The organism is Flavobacterium sp. RSSB_23 (assembly GCF_051547145.1).
Lineage (GTDB): Bacteria > Bacteroidota > Bacteroidia > Flavobacteriales > Flavobacteriaceae > Flavobacterium.
Genome location: NZ_JBPTTO010000001.1, coordinates 577,073 through 596,486, shown reverse-complemented (window position 1 = coordinate 596,486; position 19,414 = coordinate 577,073). Strand labels below are relative to the sequence as shown.

The window sequence follows — 19,414 nt, the reverse complement described above, 5'->3', positions numbered from 1 at the left end:
TAGAATATTAGTAAAATGATACAGAGAATTCAGACTATCTATTTGTTTTTGGCCTTTTTGGTTACTTTGGTTGTACCTTATGTATTTCCTTTATGGATTACAGCTGATGCCAAAGACTTCTATTTTATGCAAAATCCAGTTTATGTAGCACTTTTTGGATTAAGTACTACGCTGTCATTAGTTAGCATTTTTTCATTTAAAAAGAGACAAAATCAATTTGTAATGGGCAGATTGAATATGATACTAAATTTAATTTTATTAGGATTGTTTGTATATCGTTCGCTAAATTTATCTGGAGAAACCCCTTTGGTTTCTGAGAAAGGTATTGGGATGTTTGTGCCTGTCTTGGCTATCGTGTTATTAGTCTTAGCTAATAAAGCCATCAAGAAGGATGAAGATCTTGTAAAATCTGTGGACAGATTGAGATAAACCTATAAACTTAGTTTATTTGTGCGAAGAAAACCCGATTTAAAATCGGGTTTTTTTATTGTAAAAAAATTGCTTCATTTTAATAAAAAATGATACATTTGAAAAGATCAATACCACAACATGCAGACTATTAATATTCATTTAGCCGATGATCATCAAATACTAATTGATGGAATTAAAACCCTTTTAAGTACAATACCAGGATTTTCAGTAGTTGGAACCTCGCTCAATGGAACCACAATATATGAGGAAGTCATTCAAAACAAAGCAGATGTACTTGTTTTAGACATTAGTATGCCTGAGAAAGACGGTATTCAAGTACTTAAAGAGTTTTCTAAAAAAGGATTTCCTTGTAAAGTAATTATTTTATCTAGCTATGACGACCTTAAAATTGTAAAAGAAGTAATGAAGCTGGGAGCAAGTGGCTATTTAACTAAACAATGTGCAAGTGAAAGCATCATTGAAGCTATACAAGTCATTGTAATGGGGCAAGAATACTTTTGTAAAACGGTCCAAAATAAAATTTTTGATACCGCAACCAAAAACAATCCAAAAACTAAAGCGGTTCCAATTGAAATCCACTCTAACTTAACAGAAAGAGAAATAGAAATCATCATTCTAATTTCATTAGAATTCAGCGGAAAAGAAATTAGTGAAAAGCTATTTATAAGTACCAACACTGTGGAAACACATCGAAAAAACATAATGAAAAAAATAAAAGCCAAGAACACTATTAGCATTGTAAAATATGCTTTAAAACATAAATTGATAAAGTCTTAATTGGTATAACCTACATGCTTTTTTATAAAAAAACTCCAAAATTCATTTCAAGCCTACATTTTCATCTGTTCTGTGTAGTGCTTTCACTATTGTTTTTCTCCCCTTCTCAAAGCTTTTCTCAAGAACAAAAACTCCCTAGAGAAGAACTTATTCATCTTGCCACAGAAGCCGTAAACAATATGAATAATGAATTGTATGAAAAATCATTAATTCAATCTCGAAGCGCCTTGCGTCACGCTATTTTAGCTAGGGATGTTGAATTGATAGCTCAAATCTACAACATCATAGGTGGAAATTTTGACGGGTTACTCGAATATGAAAAAGCCATGTTTTATTATAAAAAAGGGCTCATTTTCGCAGAAAAAACAAGTAATAATGTCTCTAAATACTCTATAAACAACAATCTTGGCAATATCTATTTTTTTGATAAAAAAGACTTAAAAAAGGGAATCTACCATTACAAAAAAGCATTAGAATACAGTTCAAAAATTAAAGACACTACCAAAATGGTTTTTACGAAAATCAATATGGCATGGGCCTACTTTGATGTACAAAAGTTTAATGAAGGCTACCCGTATTTACAGTTTGTAAATGACAATTTTTCAAAACACGGTGATACTTCTTTAAAATGCATTACGAACATGCTGAACGGTATGTATTTCAGTTATACAAAAGACAGTAAAAAAGCTACTGCCTTTTTTGAGGATGCAGTAAAATACGGAATTGAAGAAGAAGAAAAATCAGACCTATCCTATGCTTATCTTGAATATTCAAAGTTTTTAAATAAAAATGGAGCACATAAAAAAGCTTATTCCTTACTAGAACAATACAATAAATTAACAGAAGAGATTAATTCTGAGGAAAAGCTCAAAAAGGCTAACGTTGCGGGAATCAATCTCGAATTAGACGAATACAAAAGAGAAATAGACAAAATATCGAACTCCTACAAATCAAAAGAAACCTATTGGATAGAACAACAATCGCGCAACAAAAAAATTGTAATTTTAGTCATTACCCTTTCGCTATTGGTTTTCTTAATTTTTTATGCTTTTTCCCAAAACGAAAAACTAAAACAATACAATCGATTAAAAGAAATACAAAGCAAAGTACAACAGAACATCATCAATGCCACCATAGACGGTCAAGAGTCAGAGCGTAAAAAAATTGCTGCATTTCTTCATGATAACATTAGTGCTTTGTTGACTTCTGCAGGTATGCACCTCAATGTTTTTAGCTCAATGAGTCAAAATCAATGCGATGAAATCATAAAAACTAAGTACATCCTTGAAGATGCTCACCATAAAGTTCGAGACTTATCACATGAATTGATGCCTTCGCTATTGGTACGTTTCGGTTTACTATTTGCTTTGGATGATTTGTGTGAAAAAAACTCGAATTCAAAAATTAAATTTGAATTTTTGAATACCATCGATACTCAAACCCGATTTGACGAAGCTTTAGAAATGAAAATCTATTTCATTATCTCAGAATTACTAAACAATATTTTGAAACACAGTAAAGCCAATTGGGCAAAACTAGAAACTACTCTTGAAAACAATCAACTATCCATCAAAATAAAAGACAACGGAAAAGGGTTTGATGACCTTCAAAAAAACAGCACTGATGGTTACGGAATCAACAGAATCAAAGCACGAATCAACAACATGAAAGGAGAATTCGTAATCAAATCCAAAAAAAATCAAGGAACAACCATCAAACTTATTATTCCTGTTGCGTAATTATTTTTTCATTTCGACAATTTCCAAGTCTTTAATTTTATCGCCATCAATCACAAATCGCAACAGTGTACGAACCTGATGAAAACCGCTTTTTCCAGCAGCACCGGGATTCATGTGCAACAAATTATGCTTCTTATCAAACTGAACTTTCAAAATATGAGAGTGCCCACAAATAAATAACATAGGCGGATTCATCGCCATTTCATCTCTAACAGCAGGATTGTATTTCCCAGGATAACCGCCAATATGCGTAATCCAAACCGAAACTTGCTCACACACAAACCGATTGTGTAACGGAAATTCAATTCTAGCTTCATTCCCATCGATATTACCATACACCGCTCGCAAAGGCTTGTGTTTTTTTAGCGTATCGGTCACACTCAAATCTCCAATATCTCCTGCATGCCAAACTTCATCAGCCCAAGCTACATGTTTCAAAATTGCCTCATCAATGTGGCTGTGCGTATCAGAGAGCAAAAGAATTCTGGTCATACTATGGAAGATTAAAAATAAAAAACAGCAAAAATAAGCGCTTCTCTCTCATTCTAGCCAAAATTTGAAGTTCTTTTTTTGGAGCCAAACAAAAGGCTAAAAATAAACAGGGATTCCCGCTGTCCTTCCTATCTTTTTTCTACACCTTTCCGGTTCAGCCACCTGCAAGGTGTAGAAAAAAGGATATTCCCTCCCATCGGGGCTAGCATCAAACATTCGGCATTTTTTCAGGCAATTACAAAAATGATATAAAAACATAAAAATCACTCTAAAGATTGTAAATTTGCAGCCAATAAAACAAGCAATCGTTACCCTACCTTTGTAACGCATTAAAACGATTACAACCCAAAATCACAAAACATCTTGAGGTACTTTATACAATTAGCCTATAACGGAACTGCTTATCACGGTTGGCAATACCAACCCAATGCCAGCTCTGTACAAGAAACCCTGAACAAAGCCCTTTCGGTGCTTTTGAACACCACTGTCAATATTATGGGTGCTGGTCGAACTGATACTGGCGTACATGCCAGCCAAATGTATGCTCATTTTGATAGCGAAAAAGAACTTGACACAGAAACCTTGGTGCACAAACTCAATTCGTATTTACCAAAAGATATCGCCATATTTGAAATTATCCCCGTAAGCGATGAAGCGCATTCCCGATTTGATGCTACCAAACGCACTTACGAATACCACATCAATACCCTAAAAAATCCTTTTCTAGAAGGATTGAGTTGGTATTACCATCAAGATTTGGATGTAGCCTTAATGAATGAAGCTGCTAAATTATTGTTAAATCATACCGACTTTCAGTGCTTTTCGAAAGTGAATACCGACGTAAATACATTTGATTGCACTATATTTGACGCAGTTTGGAGAAAGGAAAAAGATAGTTTGATTTTTACCATTTCCGCCAATCGTTTTTTGAGAAATATGGTGCGTTCTATTGTAGGAACATTAGTCAATGTGGGATTACATAAAATCACTTTGGTTGATTTTGAAAACATCATAAAAAGCAAAAACAGAGAAAAAGCAGGTTTTTCGGTTCCAGCGCATGGTTTGTACTTAACCGAAATCACTTATGAATACCTAAAATAGCCCCGATAGTAGTGGAAATCCTTTTTTGTTTTTCCTTTAAAAACAAAAAAGATTGCAGCAAATAGCGGGAAATAGCTCCTAAACATGAAAGCAAAAGCATTCGATACTCGATTATTCAAAAGAATTTTAAAATATACAAAACCCTATCAATTACGATTTAATGGGGTCATTGCCTTTGCCATTTCCTTATCGGTTTTTGCAGCTTTACGTCCGTATTTGTTAAAGCAAACAGTCGATGGATACATCAAAACCCATGACCAACAAGGTTTACTTTTGTATGTTTCCTTGATGGGAATTGTATTGCTTCTAGAAGTTTTCTCGCAATTCTATTTTGTGTTTTGGGCTAATTGGTTGGGACAAGATATTGTAAAAGACATCCGAATTAAATTGTTTGCACATTTACTCAGTTTTAGGATGAAATACTTTGATTTGGTTCCTGTTGGACAAGTCGTAACCCGTTGTGTATCGGACATTGAAGCCATTGCTCGTATTTTTAGTCAAGGACTTTTCATGATTATTAGTGATTTGATGAAAATGCTTGTGGTACTTATTTTTATGTTCTATATGAACTGGAAACTCACTTGGATTGTTATTGTAGCTATGCCGGTTTTGGTCTTTTTCACGCGTATTTTCCAAAAGAAAATGCAAGTGGCTTTTGAGGAAGTACGTACCCAAATTGCGAATATGAATACTTTCGTTCAAGAACGCGTAACAGGAATGAAAATCGTTCAGTTGTTCAATCGTGAAGATATTGAGTTTGATAAATTCAAAAATATCAATGATAAACACAGAAAAGCTTGGATAAAAACAATTTTATACAACTCCATTTTCTTCCCTATTGCTGATATTATCTCGTCGTTGACTTTGGGATTTATCGTTTTGTATGGTGGAATCAAAATATTGAACGGTGACAACTTTACCACATTTGGAGATTTGTTTTCGTACACTATGTTTATCGGAATGCTGTTCAATCCCTTGCGCCAAATCGCGGATAAATTCAACGAAATGCAATTGGGAATGATTGCAGCCAATCGTGTGTTTGATATTTTGGATACCGAAGACCAAATTCAGGATACTGGAACCGTAGAAGCTCCTATTTTTGAAGGAAACATCCTTTTTAAAGACGTTCGTTTTGGTTATATTCCGGATGAAGAAGTAATCAAAGGTATTGACTTAGAAGTTAGCGCAGGACAAACCATTGCTATTGTGGGTTCTACAGGCGCAGGAAAATCGACTATAATTAATTTATTGAATCGTTTTTACGAAATCAACAGTGGTTCCATTTACATAGACCATCATAATATTGAAAATTACACTTTAAGTTCACTACGTAAACAAATAGCGGTGGTGCTTCAGGATGTGTTTTTGTTCGCCGATACTATTTACAACAACATTACCCTTAATAATCCAGAAATTACAAGAGAGGAAGTAGTAGCTGCTGCCAAAAAAATTGGAGTACATGACTTTATCATGAGTTTGCCCGATGATTATAATTTTGACGTAAAAGAACGCGGGGTTATGCTTTCGTCTGGTCAGCGACAATTGATTGCTTTTTTACGTGCTTTTGTGTCCAACCCAAGTATTTTAATTTTAGATGAAGCTACGTCTTCTATCGACACCTATTCTGAAGAATTGATTCAGAGAGCTACCGAAACCATTACACAAGGCAGAACCTCAATAGTGATTGCTCACCGTTTGGCTACTATTGTAAACGCGGACAAAATCGTAGTTATGGACAAAGGCTTAATTGTAGAACAAGGAACCCATCAGGAATTAATCAATCAGGAAAAAGGGTTTTATAAAAACCTATACGATTCGCAGTTTTCGATAGCGAATTAGTTTTGAAGCCCTTTTAGAAATTGCAAAAAAATTAAATAACAGACTAATTTTGTTAGATTATCACATTCTATTAATGAAACTTTCTCAAAACAGAATAAATCCTTAATTTTGTGACCGTGTGAAAAACAACACTATGAATTTTTTACATACAAATTCATCCTATTTTAAAAATTAAAAATTAAAAAAAATGAAATACGATATTATAGTTTTAGGAAGTGGTCCTGGAGGTTATGTTACAGCCATTAGAGCTTCACAATTAGGTTTTAAAGTTGCTGTTGTAGAAAAAGAAAACCTTGGTGGCGTTTGCTTGAACTGGGGATGTATCCCAACCAAAGCCTTACTAAAATCAGCACAAGTTTTTGATTATTTAAAACATGCTTCTGACTATGGATTGACTGTAAAAGAATTTGACAAAGATTTTGGTGCTGTAGTTAACCGTAGCCGTAGTGTAGCTGACGGAATGAGCAAAGGGGTTCAGTTCTTAATGAAAAAAAATAAAATTGACGTTATTGACGGATTTGGAAAGCTAAAAGCTGGAAAAAGACTAGACGTTACTGATAAAGATGGAAAAGTAACTGAATATAGCGCTGACCATATCATTATCGCTACAGGTGCTCGTTCTCGTGAATTGCCTAACTTACCTCAAGATGGTGTAAAAGTAATTGGTTACAGACAAGCCATGACTTTACCAACTCAACCTAAATCTATGATTATTGTTGGTTCTGGAGCAATTGGAGTAGAGTTTGCACATTTCTACAACTCAATGGGAACAGAGGTTACTATTGTAGAATTTATGCCAAATATTGTTCCTGTAGAAGACGAAGACATTTCTAAACAAATGGAACGTTCTATGAAAAAAGCAGGAGTTAAAATCATGACTAACTCTTCTGTAGAAAGAATCGATACTATTGGTGCTGGTGTAAAAGCCTATGTAAAAACGGCTAAAGGTGAAGAAGTTTTAGAAGCAGATATTTTATTATCAGCTGTTGGAATCAAAACCAACATTGAAAACATTGGATTAGAAGAAGTAGGTATTGCTACTGATAGAGATAAAATTTTAGTGAACGCTTATAATGCTACTAACATTCCTGGTTACTACGCTATTGGCGATGTAACTCCAGGTCAAGCTTTAGCGCACGTTGCTTCTGCTGAAGGAATCAACTGTGTTGAAAAAATTGCAGGTCTTCATGTAGAACCAATCGATTACGGAAATGTACCAGGTTGTACTTACGCAACGCCTGAAATTGCTTCTGTTGGTTTAACTGAAAAACAAGCCAAAGAAAAAGGATATGAATTGAAAATTGGTAAATTCCCATTCTCTGCTTCTGGAAAAGCAAAAGCTTCTGGAGCTGCAGATGGTTTTGTAAAAGTAATTTTCGATGCCAAATACGGCGAATGGTTAGGATGCCATATGATTGGAGCTGGTGTTACGGATATGATTGCTGAAGCAGTTGTTGCTCGTAAACTAGAAACTACAGGTCACGAAATCTTAAAAGCCATCCATCCTCACCCAACTATGAGTGAAGCAGTTATGGAAGCAGTTGCTGATGCTTATGGCGAAGTAATTCACTTGTAACATTTTGTTCTAAATCTTCTTAAGTAGATTATAGATAAATATAGAATCCGTTTTGTTCAATACAAAACGGATTTTTTTATGTAATTTCATTTTATCATAGAATTAACGGTCAGCTATTTGTTAAATACAATTTATTCTATAGATTTAATAGGATTTAAAATTTAAAAACACAACTATGAATTATAACAACATACTCGAAACGATTGGCAACACGCCTCAAGTAAAAATCAACAAACTTTTTGGAGATAAAGCATCCGTTTGGATTAAATTAGAGCGCGCCAATCCTGGGGCTAGTATCAAAGACCGTATCGCTTTAGCCATGATTGAAGATGCAGAAGCAAAAGGAATTTTACAAAAAGGCAGCACCATCATCGAGGCTACTTCTGGTAACACAGGCATTGGCTTAGCCATGGTTGCAGCAGTAAAAGGATACCGCCTTATTTTGGTTATGCCAGAATCCATGTCCATAGAAAGACGTCGCTTAATGAGTATCTATGGTGCAGAATTTGTATTGACGCCGCGCGAAAAAGGAATGAAAGGCGCCATCGAAAAAGCGCAAGAATTAGTCAACGAAATCCCAAACTCTTGGTCACCACTGCAATTCGAAAACCCAGCAAATATTGAGGTGCACAAGCAAAAAACAGCCCAAGAAATCATTAATGCCTTTCCAAACGGAATTGACTACCTCATCACTGGAGTCGGCACTGGTGGACATATTACAGGTTGTGCAGAAATCCTAAAACAACACTTTCCTAACCTAAAAGTATTTGCGGTAGAACCAGAAGCTTCTCCTGTAATTAGTGGAGGTGCGCCAAGTCCACACCCAATTCAAGGGATTGGTGCTGGTTTTATACCCATCAATTTACACACCGAATTACTTGACGGCACCATACAAGTTAGCAAAGACGAGGCATTTGCTTATGCACAAAGAGCCGCTAAAGAAGAAGGAATCCTGTTAGGTATTTCATCTGGTGCCTCTTTAGCCGCTGTAGACAAAAAACTAAACGAAATCCCAGAAGGCGCAACCGTTCTCACTTTTTGCTATGATACTGGCGAACGTTATTTGAGTATCGAAGGCTTGTTCGAATAACATAAATTATATAAAACAAAAAACCTGACAACTTCACAATTGTCAGGTTTTGTATTTTAAAAGAGAGAGAATTAAACGCCTTTCAACGCCTCAATCAACAAATCTACATCTTCTTGAGTGGATAAATGACTGAACGATATTCGCAAACTTGGTTTTTTCAAATCATCTTCCGAGAGCATTTCAGCCAATACATGCGAAGGTTTCACACTTCCCGACTGGCAAGCACTTCCTCTTGAAACAAAAATCCCTTTCATATCCAAATAAAACAAAATCATAGCCGTTTTATCCGCTGAAAAAGGCAATTGCACATTCAAAATCGGATAAAAAGTAGCAACTCCATTTTCTTTAACTCCAGCAAAGTGCAACGCTAATTTTTCCAAACAATACTGTTTTAGAGCACTGATTTGCTGTTGTTCTTCTTCTAAATTGGCATAAGAAATTTCCAAAGCCTTTGCCATTCCAGCAATTTGATGAATTGCTTCCGTTCCAGAACGCAGTCCTTTTTCTTGTTCTCCACCAAAAAACAAAGGCTGCAAACCCGAATTTTTTCGAATAAAAGCAAAACCAACTCCTTTGGGTCCATGAAATTTATGGGCACTGCTCACTATAAAATCTACAGGTACTTTTTGCAAATCCAAAATCGCTTTGCCTACAGATTGCACCGTGTCCGAGTGAAACAACGCATTATGCTCTTGACAAATTTGTGACACACGTTCCAAATCCAAAACTACACCCGTTTCATTGTTCACATGCATCAAGCTCACCAAAGTTTTCTCCGAAGATTCAGAAAACAAGTCTACTAAATGCGTCAAATCAAGTACACCATCAGCCGAATTTTCTACATATTCCACTTGAACACCAAACTCCTTTTGCAATTCCAAAATAGGATACAAAACCGCATGATGCTCCATTTTGCTCGAAATAATCCGCTTCACCTTCAAATCCTTCACTGCCGAACGCAAAATCCAATTATTAGCCTCTGTCCCACCCGATGTAAACAAAATCTCTTGCGCCGTAGCATTCAAAGCCTTGGCAATGCTCTTTCTAGACAGTTCCAAAATACTTTTGGCGTGACGCCCCAAACTATGCGTAGACGACGGATTTCCGTAATCTTGCGCCATACAATCCACCATCACCTGAATCACTTCGGGACGCATCGCAGTTGTAGAAGCATTGTCGAGATATACTTTTTTCATAATTAAATACTATTCATTTTTATTTGGGCGTGCCCCGCCAGAAAAAGTCGGGTCGGGCATCCATTCCCGCTTTTTTTAGAGCCAAAAAAGTCTCTAAAAAAGAGCTCCACTTCTACCCTCACGCAAACCCTGCAAAACCAAACGTTCTTTAGGCAACCAATCGTTTTTCTTTCGATTTTTTCAATAGTTCCAATATCACTTTCTTATTAAAAATCACAACAGAAATCAAAATCAGTACATACGAAAAGAGTTGAATTCCATTTATTTTCTCTTTGAAATACAACAAAGCAATTGCAAAATTAATCATTGGATTTATATACATCAAAATTCCAACTGTCGCAGAGGAAATTCCTTTCAATGCAAACAAATTTAAAAATAAAGGAATAATCGTAAAAAAGACCACAATACATAACAAACAACCATAAAACAAAGTTGTTGTAGGAAGCGGACCGCTATAAATAGGATAAAATGGCAGTATCAACAGCGCAATAAAAAGCAATTGCACATTGAGTACCAAAAGTTTATCCATTTGATTATTTTTTCGTTGACTTACCAAATAGAGCGCATAAGACGCTGCTACCACCAAGCTATAAAAAATATCATGCAAATCATTCATTGACAACAACAAACAACTCACAACACTCAATGAAACCGCAAACCATTGCGTCTTTGAAAGTGTTTCTTTTAAAAGAAAAAAGGCAAAAACGGTCGTCAGTATCGGGCAAATCAAGTAAGCCAAGGAACCTGCCTTCACACTAACGTGATTGACAACATAAATAAAAATAAACCAATTCGAAGCCAGTATTAAACTTCCTCCTAATGTCAACCACAAAATGGTTTTCTTAACTTTTGGCTCAAAATTTTGAAAAAGGACCCAATTCTCTCGAATCACGCTTTTTCTAAAAACAATATTCAAAAGCGTCAAAAGTACAACACTCAAAAAAACGCGGTAAAAAAGGATGTCCAAAGAAGGAAAATCGGCAATAGGTTTTAGTGCCAAGCTGAAAAATCCCCAAATAAAGAAAGCGGAAAATGCAGCAAGATAATATTTCGTTTGTTTCATTTAGATTAAATAGGACGGCAAAGGTACTAATTTCATTTGGCTTGTCTTTTTCTTCCAAAATAAATCGGCTTACATTAACATCATTTTAAAATCAGTAATGAAGCGGATACCAATTAAAAATTCTATTTTTGCTTAAAATAAAGTAAAGAAATGAAAAGATTTTTAGGAATACTATTCTTAGTAGTTATGATTAGCGGTTGTGATGACGGCGACCTTTTTTTAGAGGACATTAATTTTGATAAGGCTACGGTTGAAACCTGTGCCAACAATGATATTATTTATAAACTAAATGAAAAAGAAGCTTTATTACTAGAACTTCCAGGCTTTATTTTTCCTAGTGAAACCAAAACACAAGAAATTACTATCGGAGGAAGTAATAGAGTGGTCTATCGTTTTTTCAACGGAACCGTAAAAACGGATAACATTTGTGAAACCATTCCCCCAGCCACACCAATTGTAGTTGACCAATGGACTGCAGAAGACGGCGGAAAAATAGTGATTACTAGTACTCCAATAAAAACAACAGATGCTACTACTAACAGCACCAAAATTTCAGGTTACAACCATTACATCGTACTTAAAAACATAGTATTCATAAAAACAAATAATGATAGGCAAAAGTATCCTGAGTTTATTTTTGGGGATTATAAGACAACTGTAACTTCAATCCCATTTGCTTTTACCAAAACTTTAGGGCAGTGTACTACGTCTAAACAAGTATACAATTTTATCAATAGTGAGGCCTTAACCCTAAACAACATCGAAGCAGGATTAATTAAAAACGAAGTAACAGCATTGAACACTCCAAGAACGGCATTAATTGGCAGCACAACCAATTCTCTAATCTACAGATCATATACTGGTCTTTTGACGGAAAGTTATTTTTGCAATACCACCACCCCTACAACACCAACACTTTTTCAAGAATGGAAAGCCGCTGCTGGCGTAGCTAATACCGAAGGTATAATCGAAGTTACTACCACAACTTTTGGTACTGGATTCAAACATACCATAGTACTTAAAAAAGCAAAAATGGTAAGAGGAAGTGATGATTTTTCGTTGGGAGACAATTATATCTATGGAGAATTAATTACTAATTAATCCTTCTTTTTCAAGAATAAAAAAGGTCAATTCTATTGGAATTGACCTTTTTGTTTTTACGAATCCAAAAAACGGATGGAAAACTTCATATATCTAGACAAAAACAGAAACTAAAAAATTAGAGTCAAATCAAATTAGTAAAACGCTCATTCAAAAATTCAAAATTTTCATTAAACGACCGAATCAGATTCAACTTTTTTTCTCTTCGCCAACCTTTTATCTCCTTTTCTCTAGCAATAGCCTCTTGAACCCAAGTAAACTTTTGATAATAAACTAAAAACTCAATATTGTATTTTGAGGCAAAAGTTAAAACTCCATTTTCAATATTTTGCTTATGTTCTTTTAATCTTCTACTCAAATCATTAGTCATTCCAACATAAAACGTAGAACGATATTTATTTGTAATAATATAAACATAGTAGGAATGATTTCCTTCTATATGTCCAAACATAACATTATTAACTTTCACTGTGCAACTTATGATAAATTATCTATAATACAATTATAGTGAATTTTGATAAACTTTCACCTAGATCATGCGTTTCCTCCTCAGTCGGAAGGACAAGCGGTATGGGAAATTCATAAGTTATTTTGTTAAGCAGACCTAGGAAGCATCTCATTCACTTAAACCTGCAATATGCGATTCCTACTTCTTCGGAAGGACAAACGGTGTGGGAAATTCATAAGTTATTTTGTTAAGCAGACGTAGGAAGCATCACATTCACTTAAACCTGCAATATGCGATTCCTCCTTCGTCGGAAGGACAAACAGTGTGGGAAATTCATAAGCTATTTTGTCATGCTGACGTAGGAAGCATCACACTGCACTCAGGATTATAGAAAGAACAAAAATAAATGAATTATTTACTATTCTGTTTAAAATAAACTTCTGTAGCGCCCAAACCATATTTTTGATAATTAGCATCCTGAAAAGAAATGTTTTCGTAACGTCCCAACAAAAAATCCAATTCTGCTTTAAGTATTCCTTCACCTACACCATGAATAAATACAATTTTAGGAATTCTATTTCTAATAGCAAATTCAATATGGCGTTTGGCTGTATCCGCTTGTAAAGTCAAAATATCATAATTAGACATTCCTCTTTTATTGGGCACTAACTTTTCAATATGCAAATCAAATTCAGGCACTCCAGCCTCTTTTTTCTCTTTGCGTTCTTTTACAAAACTTCTAGGAGCTGGAATTGTTTTTTCCTTGATAATTTCATCTACATTAATTCTTCTAATGGTATCCATTAAATTATTAGCTTCATTTAATCGAACCAATTCTTTTTCATCAAAATTCATAACGAAACCATCTTCGGTTTCAATTGTGATTTGAGTACCATTTACTGCTACAACAACACCATCAATATCATCGTCTAAAACTGACACTTTATCTCCTTTATTCCACATCTTTTTCTTCTTTCTCTTGATTTTTACTAGGTGTTTTAGCGCTTAATCGCATCATTCCATACATAAAAACAACAATAGCAATAACCATCAAATACACATTTTTTTCAGGTTTAGCTTGTTCATATAAGGCTACTCCAATGGCTATTGCCATAATCAGAATCATCAATTTCTTCATTTCAAAAAATTTCAAGCTTCAAAAATAAGAAATAAAAAACGGGTGGACCGATTATTAAAAAAGGAATCGGCTTTTTTTGTAAAATTGTACTAAATAAAAGCAAATGCATCTAGAAAAATACATGATTCCTTGTTTGACCAAAACACTATTTGGCATAGAATGCTTAGGTTGTGGTTTTCAACGCGCCCTGCTTTTGTTGCTAAAAGGAGAATGGGGTGCTGCTTTTGTAATGTACCCTGCGGTATACTCTATGCTTGTAATGTTTTTTGGTATTCTTTTATTTTACAACACAAAAAAAACAGTAACAACCAAAAATATATTGACAATTCTAATTGCTATTAATCTTGTTTTTGTGATTGGCGGCTATATCTATAAACATTTTTAATACCGAATTACATCTTCATTCGGCTCAAAATATCATTCATCATTTCGATTTGTACTTTTTGAATTTCAATCAACTCATGTTGTTGGTGCTGGATTAGATGGTCTAATTTATCATGTAGCATTCTGACTTCCAATTCTGATTTTAAATTAATCATATAATCTTTTTTGGCACGAACTCTATCTTTTTCTTCCTGACGATTTTGACTCATCATAATCACAGGAGCTTGCAAAGCCGCCAAACAAGACAAGATTAAATTCAATAAAATAAACGGATAAGGATCAAACCCTTTATTAAGATAAATAAATGTATTAAGACAAATCCAAAGCAAAATAAAAATTCCAAAACAGATAATAAAAGTCCAACTTCCTCCAAAAGTAGCCACTTTATCTGCTACAATTTGACCAAACGTTCTCGTTTCAATCTCATCTTCCACTTCTGATACCAAAGATGTGTCTTCCTTCAATGAACCAATAACATGTTGTTCCAAATGACTCAATTCTCCAATTTCAGTCAAAAGATAATTTGAAATATATTTTTCTCTGTAAAAATTCAACTCCGATATTGCAATATATTGATCACTTGAAAAATCAGGATGATCCGCTTTTATAAGTCCTAAAATTGGATTTTGTATTGCGTGACCAGAAATACGCTCATTTATTGGAAACTCAATATTGGAGAGAACGCTTTTGAAAGTAGAATGGTTTTTCATAATCATGATTTAATGGTAAATAGCAATTATTAAGCTAATTTACGTCATTAGCCCATAGTAACTTATTTAATAACAAAAAATAACTCCCTATACAATCTATCAAAAAAATAGACTAAAGTTATATTTATTGCTTTCAAAAATAGTGCTATCTCTAAAAAACACCTTACTTTTACGTCTTCGAATTCATTTTAATAATTTTTATATTGTGTCAAGACATCAGATTATTCAAAATATACGCACGCATAAGAGTCATTTGACTATTAATTATAGCATAAAAACTAAAACAGAGGCATTTACTGAAAAGCTGTTTTACACCTTGTTTGACTCCAATGCCTCTTTAGACCAGAGCATTGATGAATTAGAAATTCAATTCAAAGAAATTGCAAAAATTGCTTGCAAGAAACCCGAAGATCTTTGCGAATGCGCTTGGGATAATTTCCTTGAAAAATTACCTTTGGTTTTAGAACAACTCAATCAAGATGCCGCATACATTTTAAAAAATGACCCCGCTTCGAATAGTATTGAAGAAGTATATTTAGCTTACCCAGGCTTTTATGCCATTGCTATTTATAGATTAAGTCACGAATTGTATTTACTTGACTTATTACTTTTTTCAAGATTAATGAGTGAATATGCGCATCGAATTACTGGAACCGATATTCATGCTGGCGCCACGATAGCTTCACCGTTTTTTATTGATCACGCTACCGGAATTGTGATTGGTGAAACGACGATAATCGAAGAAAATGTCAAAATATACCAAGGAGTTACTTTGGGCGCGCTAAGTGTTAGCAAAGAAATGAAAAATGACAAACGCCATCCAACGGTTGAAAAAAATGTATGTATTTATGCCAATGCCACTATACTTGGAGGCGGAACTGTAATAGGACAAAATAGTATCGTAGGTGGAAATTCATGGGTAACAAAATCAATACCAGCCGATTCAACTGTATTAAACACAACAACAACTGAGGTTAAGATAAAAGAAAAACGATAATGAAACCACAAAAGTTAGTCGATCTTATTGGAAACACACCATTAGTAATAAGTCAAAATTTAGTACAAAATCCCAACGTAAAATTGCTTCTAAAACTTGAAGGAAACAATCCTGGAGGAAGTGTAAAAGACCGTGCAGCCTACAATATGATTAAATCGGCAATTGAACGAGGAGACATCAAAAAAGGCGATAAATTAATCGAAGCAACCAGTGGAAACACAGGCATCGCTTTGGCAATGATTGCACAATTATTCAATATTGAAATAGAATTGGTTTTGCCCGAAGATTCTACCATAGAACGCACACAAACTATGAGAGCTTATGGCGCTACAGTAATCTTAACGCCTGCAAGTACGGGCATCATTGGTTCAAGAGATTATGCTGACAAAAAAGTAGCTGAAGGCGGTTATATCATGCTTAACCAATTTGCCAATGATGACAACTGGAAAGCCCATTACAAAACCACAGGTCCAGAAATCTGGGAAGATACAGAAGGAACTGTAACTCATTTTGTATCGGCTATGGGGACAACAGGAACTATTATTGGTACCTCAACCTATTTGAAAGAAAAAAATCCTTCGATTCAAATTGTTGGGGCACAGCCTAGTGATGGCTCTCAAATTCCGGGTATTCGCAAATGGCCACAAGAATACTTGCCTAAAATTTTTGATGCTTCAAAAGTGGATACCGTTATAGAAGTAACCGAAACAGAAGCTAGAGCGATGACCAAACGCTTAGCCAAAGAAGAAGGCGTATTTGCTGGAATGAGCAGCGGTGGTTCAGTAGCAGCGGCTTTGAAAATTGCTGAGACCTTGGAATCTGGGGTTATCGTTGCTATTATCTGTGATCGTGGCGATCGGTATTTGTCTTCAGATTTATTTGAATAATTTCTCTTAATTGATTGATATTCATATTTTTGTTATACAAAAATTCAGGAATAGTCAATATGTCAAATTTGATTTAGAGACTAAATCAAATTATAGATTCCACAAAATGATTTTAAAAAAAACAACAGTACTTGTAATCGCATTAATTAGTTCAATAGCAGTAGCACAAGAAAGTACCTCAACAACCAAAAACAACTTTAATTTTATTGGAGTGGGTTATACAATGGGGCAAACAATGCCGCCACTAAGTATTTATCCAGAAACAAAAATGCAACAAGGTTTAGACCTTACATTGGGCACAACTACCTTTGAAAACGATAGTTGGGGCAAACTACTGAATTATCCAAAAACAGGTATTTTGCTTTCTTATGCAGATTTTGGAAATCGAGAGAAAGTTGGCTATGGTATTACTGTTATGCCCTTCTTCGATTTTGGCATTTTGAATAAGGTCACAGATAGAATCCGCTTTCAAGTCGGTTTGGGTGGTTCCTACAACAATCTTATCTATGATAAAGTAACCAATCCTGGGAACCATGCTATCTCAACACACTTTACTTGGGCTTTTCGTTCCTTTTTGTATTATGATTTAGTACATCGAAAAGATTTCAATATTAAAATTGGTGGAGGGCTTACCCACTCTTCCAATGGTCACACCCGCTGGCCTAATCTGGGTTTGAATTCTTATTTAGCTACAGTTAAAACCGAATTCAATTTTACAAAAAATACTATTCCTTTATCAGAGGAGACTGCTAATACAAATCCATCAGAGACACAAACCTACTATACTACTCGATTGGGATTGGGATATAAAACACTATTTAGAAACTACAATTCTCTTAAAAATGTATACACTGCCTCCTTTGGAATGGGTAGAATAAAGAACAAATCATTCAAATATGGACTAAACTTCTATTATAGATTTTATGAAGATTATTATGATTACATCAAAGAAGAAGGCAGTATAGTTACTACTCATTTTCCAGAATTAACAAAAAATCCTTATCAAAATGCTACTGCTTTTGGGGTATTTAGCAGTTGTGAAGTTTTAATAAACCATTTTAGTGTAGAAGCAGAATTAGGAATTAATCTTTACAAACCAGCTTACAAATTAGATTGGCATGTAAACAATGGCGGCTATACCAGCATAGACATAGCTGACGAATTTGGCACGAAAGCAAAAATAAAGCAGTATGTTTCTTCTCGTGTAGGCTTCCGCTATTATGCTATTACTGCAAAAAAAACTCCAAAACACAATGTATTTATTGCTGCAACTATCAATTCAAACTTAGGACAGGCTGATTTTTCTGAACTGAGCTTTGGATATGTGTATAGTCCTAAATTGAAGAATAAATAATTTTTCAAATTACGGATCTGCTATTAAAGTAGTTACTTATTTTTTTCTATTGCATTTCAATATATTAACGCAACCTTTTATATTTATCTCCCTCTTAGATATACTAATCCTAAATCAGTATTTATGAAAAAAATATCTTTTATGCTATTGGCAATTTGTATTACATTACTTTCTTGCAGTAATGAGGAGAGCACGAATCAAGACTATGACGCAGCTGCTATAGAAGCTATGTACAATGAAATTATCAGTATGTCATTAGCCAACACTATGACTTGTACTAATGAGCAAGAATGGTCATTTAAGGGAATTGGAGTTAAACCTTGTGGCGGTGTAGACTCTTATATTCCTTATGCAAGGAAAATAAACTTAATTGCATTCGAGACCAAAATTAAGGCTTACAATAATGCTGTAGAAATATTCAATAAAAAAACGGGAGCCAATTCACCTTGTGATATTACACCTGTTCCCAAAAGCGTGAGTTGTATTGACGGAAAACCGACCTTAATCTACTAATAAAACGAAATCCATTTACATAAAAAGAGCCAATTAAAACAATTGGCTCTTTTCTTTTATTAAAAAAATAGTACCTTATACTAAAGTGGCTGTAGTAGTAATTTGTGTGTTAAATAATTTAGAAATAGGACAATTCTTTTCTGCTTTAGTCACTAATTCTTGAAATACAGCATCAGTAATCCCTGAGATTTTTGCTTTAACAGTAAGGTGCGAACCAATAATAGAACCCTCTACTAAATTGATTACACATTTGGTGTCAATGCTTTCAATAACTGCTAGTGTTTCTCCAATAAATGCAGTCAATTGCATGGTAAAGCAACCAGCATGAGCAGCCGCTACTAATTCTTCGGGATTGGTCCCCACTCCTTCCTCAAATCTTGAAGTAAACGAATATTGGGTATTTGACAAAGTAGTACTTTGTGTGGTCAACTTCCCTGCTCCTTCTTTTAAGGAACCAGTCCAAACTGCGGTGGCATGTCTTTTCATAGCTAATAGTTTTATAGTCCAACTCAAATTTAGATGTAATTGACTAGATAACTATTTAGTATGAATTTATTTAACTAAAGTTTAATATCAG

Annotated in this window: 21 protein-coding genes; 13 read left to right on the top strand and 8 right to left on the bottom strand. The window is 34.5% G+C overall.

Annotated elements, in window-relative coordinates:
• The first annotated feature begins 15 nt into the window (after nucleotides 1-15).
• From ACSVH9_RS02740 to ACSVH9_RS02730, 3 genes are all read left to right on the top strand, one after another.
• Nucleotides 16-429, top strand: coding sequence for a DUF4293 domain-containing protein (locus ACSVH9_RS02740; RefSeq protein WP_438062374.1), 414 nt, complete (start codon nucleotides 16-18; stop codon nucleotides 427-429).
• A gap of 120 nt (nucleotides 430-549) precedes the next feature.
• Entirely contained in the window at nucleotides 550-1,209 is a 660-nt protein-coding gene (locus tag ACSVH9_RS02735; protein WP_315230602.1) for a response regulator transcription factor, read from the top strand.
• A 14-nt stretch (nucleotides 1,210-1,223) separates the two neighbouring features.
• Nucleotides 1,224-2,948: an ATP-binding protein gene (locus ACSVH9_RS02730; RefSeq protein ID WP_438062373.1), complete on the top strand. Its 1,725-nt coding sequence runs from the start codon at nucleotides 1,224-1,226 to the stop codon at nucleotides 2,946-2,948.
• Here ACSVH9_RS02730 and ACSVH9_RS02725 read toward each other — a convergent pair whose 3' ends face one another.
• Nucleotides 2,949-3,440 (bottom strand): metallophosphoesterase family protein, encoded by a 492-nt coding sequence (locus ACSVH9_RS02725; protein ID WP_438062372.1) that lies wholly within the window; start codon nucleotides 3,438-3,440, stop codon nucleotides 2,949-2,951.
• Between the two features lie 363 nt (nucleotides 3,441-3,803).
• Here ACSVH9_RS02725 and truA point away from each other — a divergent pair, with 363 nt between their 5' ends.
• The 4 genes from truA (at nucleotide 3,804) to cysK (ending at nucleotide 9,046) form a co-directional block, all read left to right on the top strand.
• Entirely contained in the window at nucleotides 3,804-4,541 is a 738-nt protein-coding gene (truA, locus tag ACSVH9_RS02720) for a tRNA pseudouridine(38-40) synthase TruA (protein ID WP_438062371.1), read from the top strand.
• An 84-nt stretch (nucleotides 4,542-4,625) separates the two neighbouring features.
• Nucleotides 4,626-6,380: an ABC transporter ATP-binding protein gene (locus ACSVH9_RS02715; protein WP_438062370.1), complete on the top strand. Its 1,755-nt coding sequence runs from the start codon at nucleotides 4,626-4,628 to the stop codon at nucleotides 6,378-6,380.
• 187 nt (nucleotides 6,381-6,567) lie between these two features.
• Complete coding sequence (gene lpdA / locus ACSVH9_RS02710; RefSeq protein WP_438062369.1) at nucleotides 6,568-7,956, top strand: dihydrolipoyl dehydrogenase; 1,389 nt, start codon at nucleotides 6,568-6,570, stop codon at nucleotides 7,954-7,956.
• Between the two features lie 175 nt (nucleotides 7,957-8,131).
• Complete coding sequence (cysK, locus tag ACSVH9_RS02705) at nucleotides 8,132-9,046, top strand: cysteine synthase A (RefSeq protein ID WP_438062368.1); 915 nt, start codon at nucleotides 8,132-8,134, stop codon at nucleotides 9,044-9,046.
• Between the two features lie 71 nt (nucleotides 9,047-9,117).
• Here cysK and ACSVH9_RS02700 read toward each other — a convergent pair whose 3' ends face one another.
• Both ACSVH9_RS02700 and ACSVH9_RS02695 read right to left on the bottom strand, forming a co-directional pair.
• Entirely contained in the window at nucleotides 9,118-10,242 is a 1,125-nt protein-coding gene (locus tag ACSVH9_RS02700) for a cysteine desulfurase family protein (RefSeq protein WP_438062367.1), read from the bottom strand.
• 148 nt (nucleotides 10,243-10,390) lie between these two features.
• Nucleotides 10,391-11,305 (bottom strand): EamA family transporter, encoded by a 915-nt coding sequence (locus ACSVH9_RS02695; protein WP_438062366.1) that lies wholly within the window; start codon nucleotides 11,303-11,305, stop codon nucleotides 10,391-10,393.
• 150 nt (nucleotides 11,306-11,455) lie between these two features.
• On the opposite strand from ACSVH9_RS02695, the gene ACSVH9_RS02690 reads away from it, so the two are divergent.
• Nucleotides 11,456-12,406: a hypothetical protein gene (locus ACSVH9_RS02690; protein ID WP_438062365.1), complete on the top strand. Its 951-nt coding sequence runs from the start codon at nucleotides 11,456-11,458 to the stop codon at nucleotides 12,404-12,406.
• Between the two features lie 124 nt (nucleotides 12,407-12,530).
• Here ACSVH9_RS02690 and ACSVH9_RS02685 read toward each other — a convergent pair whose 3' ends face one another.
• From ACSVH9_RS02685 to ACSVH9_RS02675, 3 genes are all read right to left on the bottom strand, one after another.
• Complete coding sequence (locus tag ACSVH9_RS02685) at nucleotides 12,531-12,857, bottom strand: GIY-YIG nuclease family protein (RefSeq protein WP_438062364.1); 327 nt, start codon at nucleotides 12,855-12,857, stop codon at nucleotides 12,531-12,533.
• Nucleotides 12,858-13,265: 408 nt separating this feature from the next.
• Nucleotides 13,266-13,817 (bottom strand): Smr/MutS family protein, encoded by a 552-nt coding sequence (locus ACSVH9_RS02680; protein ID WP_438062363.1) that lies wholly within the window; start codon nucleotides 13,815-13,817, stop codon nucleotides 13,266-13,268.
• Complete coding sequence (locus ACSVH9_RS02675; protein ID WP_438062362.1) at nucleotides 13,807-13,992, bottom strand: hypothetical protein; 186 nt, start codon at nucleotides 13,990-13,992, stop codon at nucleotides 13,807-13,809. The genes ACSVH9_RS02680 and ACSVH9_RS02675 overlap by 11 nt, the downstream gene beginning before the upstream one ends.
• 103 nt (nucleotides 13,993-14,095) lie before the next feature.
• Between ACSVH9_RS02675 and ACSVH9_RS02670 the strand changes: the two genes are divergently transcribed.
• On the top strand, nucleotides 14,096-14,377 hold the full coding sequence (locus ACSVH9_RS02670) for a DUF2752 domain-containing protein (RefSeq protein ID WP_438062361.1): 282 nt from the start codon (nucleotides 14,096-14,098) through the stop codon (nucleotides 14,375-14,377).
• 7 nt (nucleotides 14,378-14,384) lie between these two features.
• Here ACSVH9_RS02670 and ACSVH9_RS02665 read toward each other — a convergent pair whose 3' ends face one another.
• A complete protein-coding gene (locus tag ACSVH9_RS02665) occupies nucleotides 14,385-15,086 on the bottom strand; it encodes a DUF1003 domain-containing protein (protein WP_438062360.1) in 702 nt (233 codons plus the stop codon).
• Between the two features lie 205 nt (nucleotides 15,087-15,291).
• On the opposite strand from ACSVH9_RS02665, the gene epsC reads away from it, so the two are divergent.
• The 4 genes from epsC to ACSVH9_RS02645 all read left to right on the top strand — a co-directional run bounded on the left by epsC (nucleotide 15,292) and on the right by ACSVH9_RS02645 (nucleotide 18,837).
• Nucleotides 15,292-16,083: a serine O-acetyltransferase EpsC gene (gene epsC, locus ACSVH9_RS02660; RefSeq protein WP_438062359.1), complete on the top strand. Its 792-nt coding sequence runs from the start codon at nucleotides 15,292-15,294 to the stop codon at nucleotides 16,081-16,083.
• Nucleotides 16,083-16,970: a cysteine synthase CysM gene (gene cysM, locus ACSVH9_RS02655; RefSeq protein WP_438062358.1), complete on the top strand. Its 888-nt coding sequence runs from the start codon at nucleotides 16,083-16,085 to the stop codon at nucleotides 16,968-16,970. The genes epsC and cysM overlap by 1 nt, the downstream gene beginning before the upstream one ends.
• Before the next feature lie 106 nt (nucleotides 16,971-17,076).
• Nucleotides 17,077-18,324, top strand: coding sequence for an acyloxyacyl hydrolase (locus ACSVH9_RS02650; protein ID WP_438062357.1), 1,248 nt, complete (start codon nucleotides 17,077-17,079; stop codon nucleotides 18,322-18,324).
• A gap of 123 nt (nucleotides 18,325-18,447) precedes the next feature.
• Nucleotides 18,448-18,837 (top strand): hypothetical protein, encoded by a 390-nt coding sequence (locus ACSVH9_RS02645; RefSeq protein ID WP_438062356.1) that lies wholly within the window; start codon nucleotides 18,448-18,450, stop codon nucleotides 18,835-18,837.
• 75 nt (nucleotides 18,838-18,912) lie between these two features.
• Here the strand turns inward: ACSVH9_RS02645 and ACSVH9_RS02640 are convergent, their stop codons facing one another.
• The gene (locus ACSVH9_RS02640; RefSeq protein WP_438062355.1) at nucleotides 18,913-19,323 is read right to left on the bottom strand and encodes an OsmC family peroxiredoxin; all 411 of its coding nucleotides are present in this window, start codon (nucleotides 19,321-19,323) and stop codon (nucleotides 18,913-18,915) included.
• Nucleotides 19,324-19,414: the final 91 nt, after the last annotated feature.

Excerpts from the sequence above, each read along its gene's own strand:
- ACSVH9_RS02740 (WP_438062374.1), top strand. The coding sequence starts at position 16 with ATGATACAGAGAATTCAGACTATCTATTTGTTTTTGGCCTTTTTGGTT.
- ACSVH9_RS02735 (WP_315230602.1), top strand. The coding sequence starts at position 550 with ATGCAGACTATTAATATTCATTTAGCCGATGATCATCAAATACTAATT.
- ACSVH9_RS02730 (WP_438062373.1), top strand. The coding sequence starts at position 1,224 with ATGCTTTTTTATAAAAAAACTCCAAAATTCATTTCAAGCCTACATTTT.
- ACSVH9_RS02725 (WP_438062372.1), bottom strand. The coding sequence starts at position 3,440 with ATGACCAGAATTCTTTTGCTCTCTGATACGCACAGCCACATTGATGAG.
- ACSVH9_RS02715 (WP_438062370.1), top strand. The coding sequence starts at position 4,626 with ATGAAAGCAAAAGCATTCGATACTCGATTATTCAAAAGAATTTTAAAA.
- lpdA (WP_438062369.1), top strand. The coding sequence starts at position 6,568 with ATGAAATACGATATTATAGTTTTAGGAAGTGGTCCTGGAGGTTATGTT.
- cysK (WP_438062368.1), top strand. The coding sequence starts at position 8,132 with ATGAATTATAACAACATACTCGAAACGATTGGCAACACGCCTCAAGTA.
- ACSVH9_RS02700 (WP_438062367.1), bottom strand. The coding sequence starts at position 10,242 with ATGAAAAAAGTATATCTCGACAATGCTTCTACAACTGCGATGCGTCCC.
- ACSVH9_RS02695 (WP_438062366.1), bottom strand. The coding sequence starts at position 11,305 with ATGAAACAAACGAAATATTATCTTGCTGCATTTTCCGCTTTCTTTATT.
- ACSVH9_RS02690 (WP_438062365.1), top strand. The coding sequence starts at position 11,456 with ATGAAAAGATTTTTAGGAATACTATTCTTAGTAGTTATGATTAGCGGT.
- ACSVH9_RS02685 (WP_438062364.1), bottom strand. The coding sequence starts at position 12,857 with ATGTTTGGACATATAGAAGGAAATCATTCCTACTATGTTTATATTATT.
- ACSVH9_RS02680 (WP_438062363.1), bottom strand. The coding sequence starts at position 13,817 with ATGTGGAATAAAGGAGATAAAGTGTCAGTTTTAGACGATGATATTGAT.
- ACSVH9_RS02675 (WP_438062362.1), bottom strand. The coding sequence starts at position 13,992 with ATGAAGAAATTGATGATTCTGATTATGGCAATAGCCATTGGAGTAGCC.
- ACSVH9_RS02670 (WP_438062361.1), top strand. The coding sequence starts at position 14,096 with ATGCATCTAGAAAAATACATGATTCCTTGTTTGACCAAAACACTATTT.
- ACSVH9_RS02665 (WP_438062360.1), bottom strand. The coding sequence starts at position 15,086 with ATGAAAAACCATTCTACTTTCAAAAGCGTTCTCTCCAATATTGAGTTT.
- cysM (WP_438062358.1), top strand. The coding sequence starts at position 16,083 with ATGAAACCACAAAAGTTAGTCGATCTTATTGGAAACACACCATTAGTA.
- ACSVH9_RS02650 (WP_438062357.1), top strand. The coding sequence starts at position 17,077 with ATGATTTTAAAAAAAACAACAGTACTTGTAATCGCATTAATTAGTTCA.
- ACSVH9_RS02645 (WP_438062356.1), top strand. The coding sequence starts at position 18,448 with ATGAAAAAAATATCTTTTATGCTATTGGCAATTTGTATTACATTACTT.
- ACSVH9_RS02640 (WP_438062355.1), bottom strand. The coding sequence starts at position 19,323 with ATGAAAAGACATGCCACCGCAGTTTGGACTGGTTCCTTAAAAGAAGGA.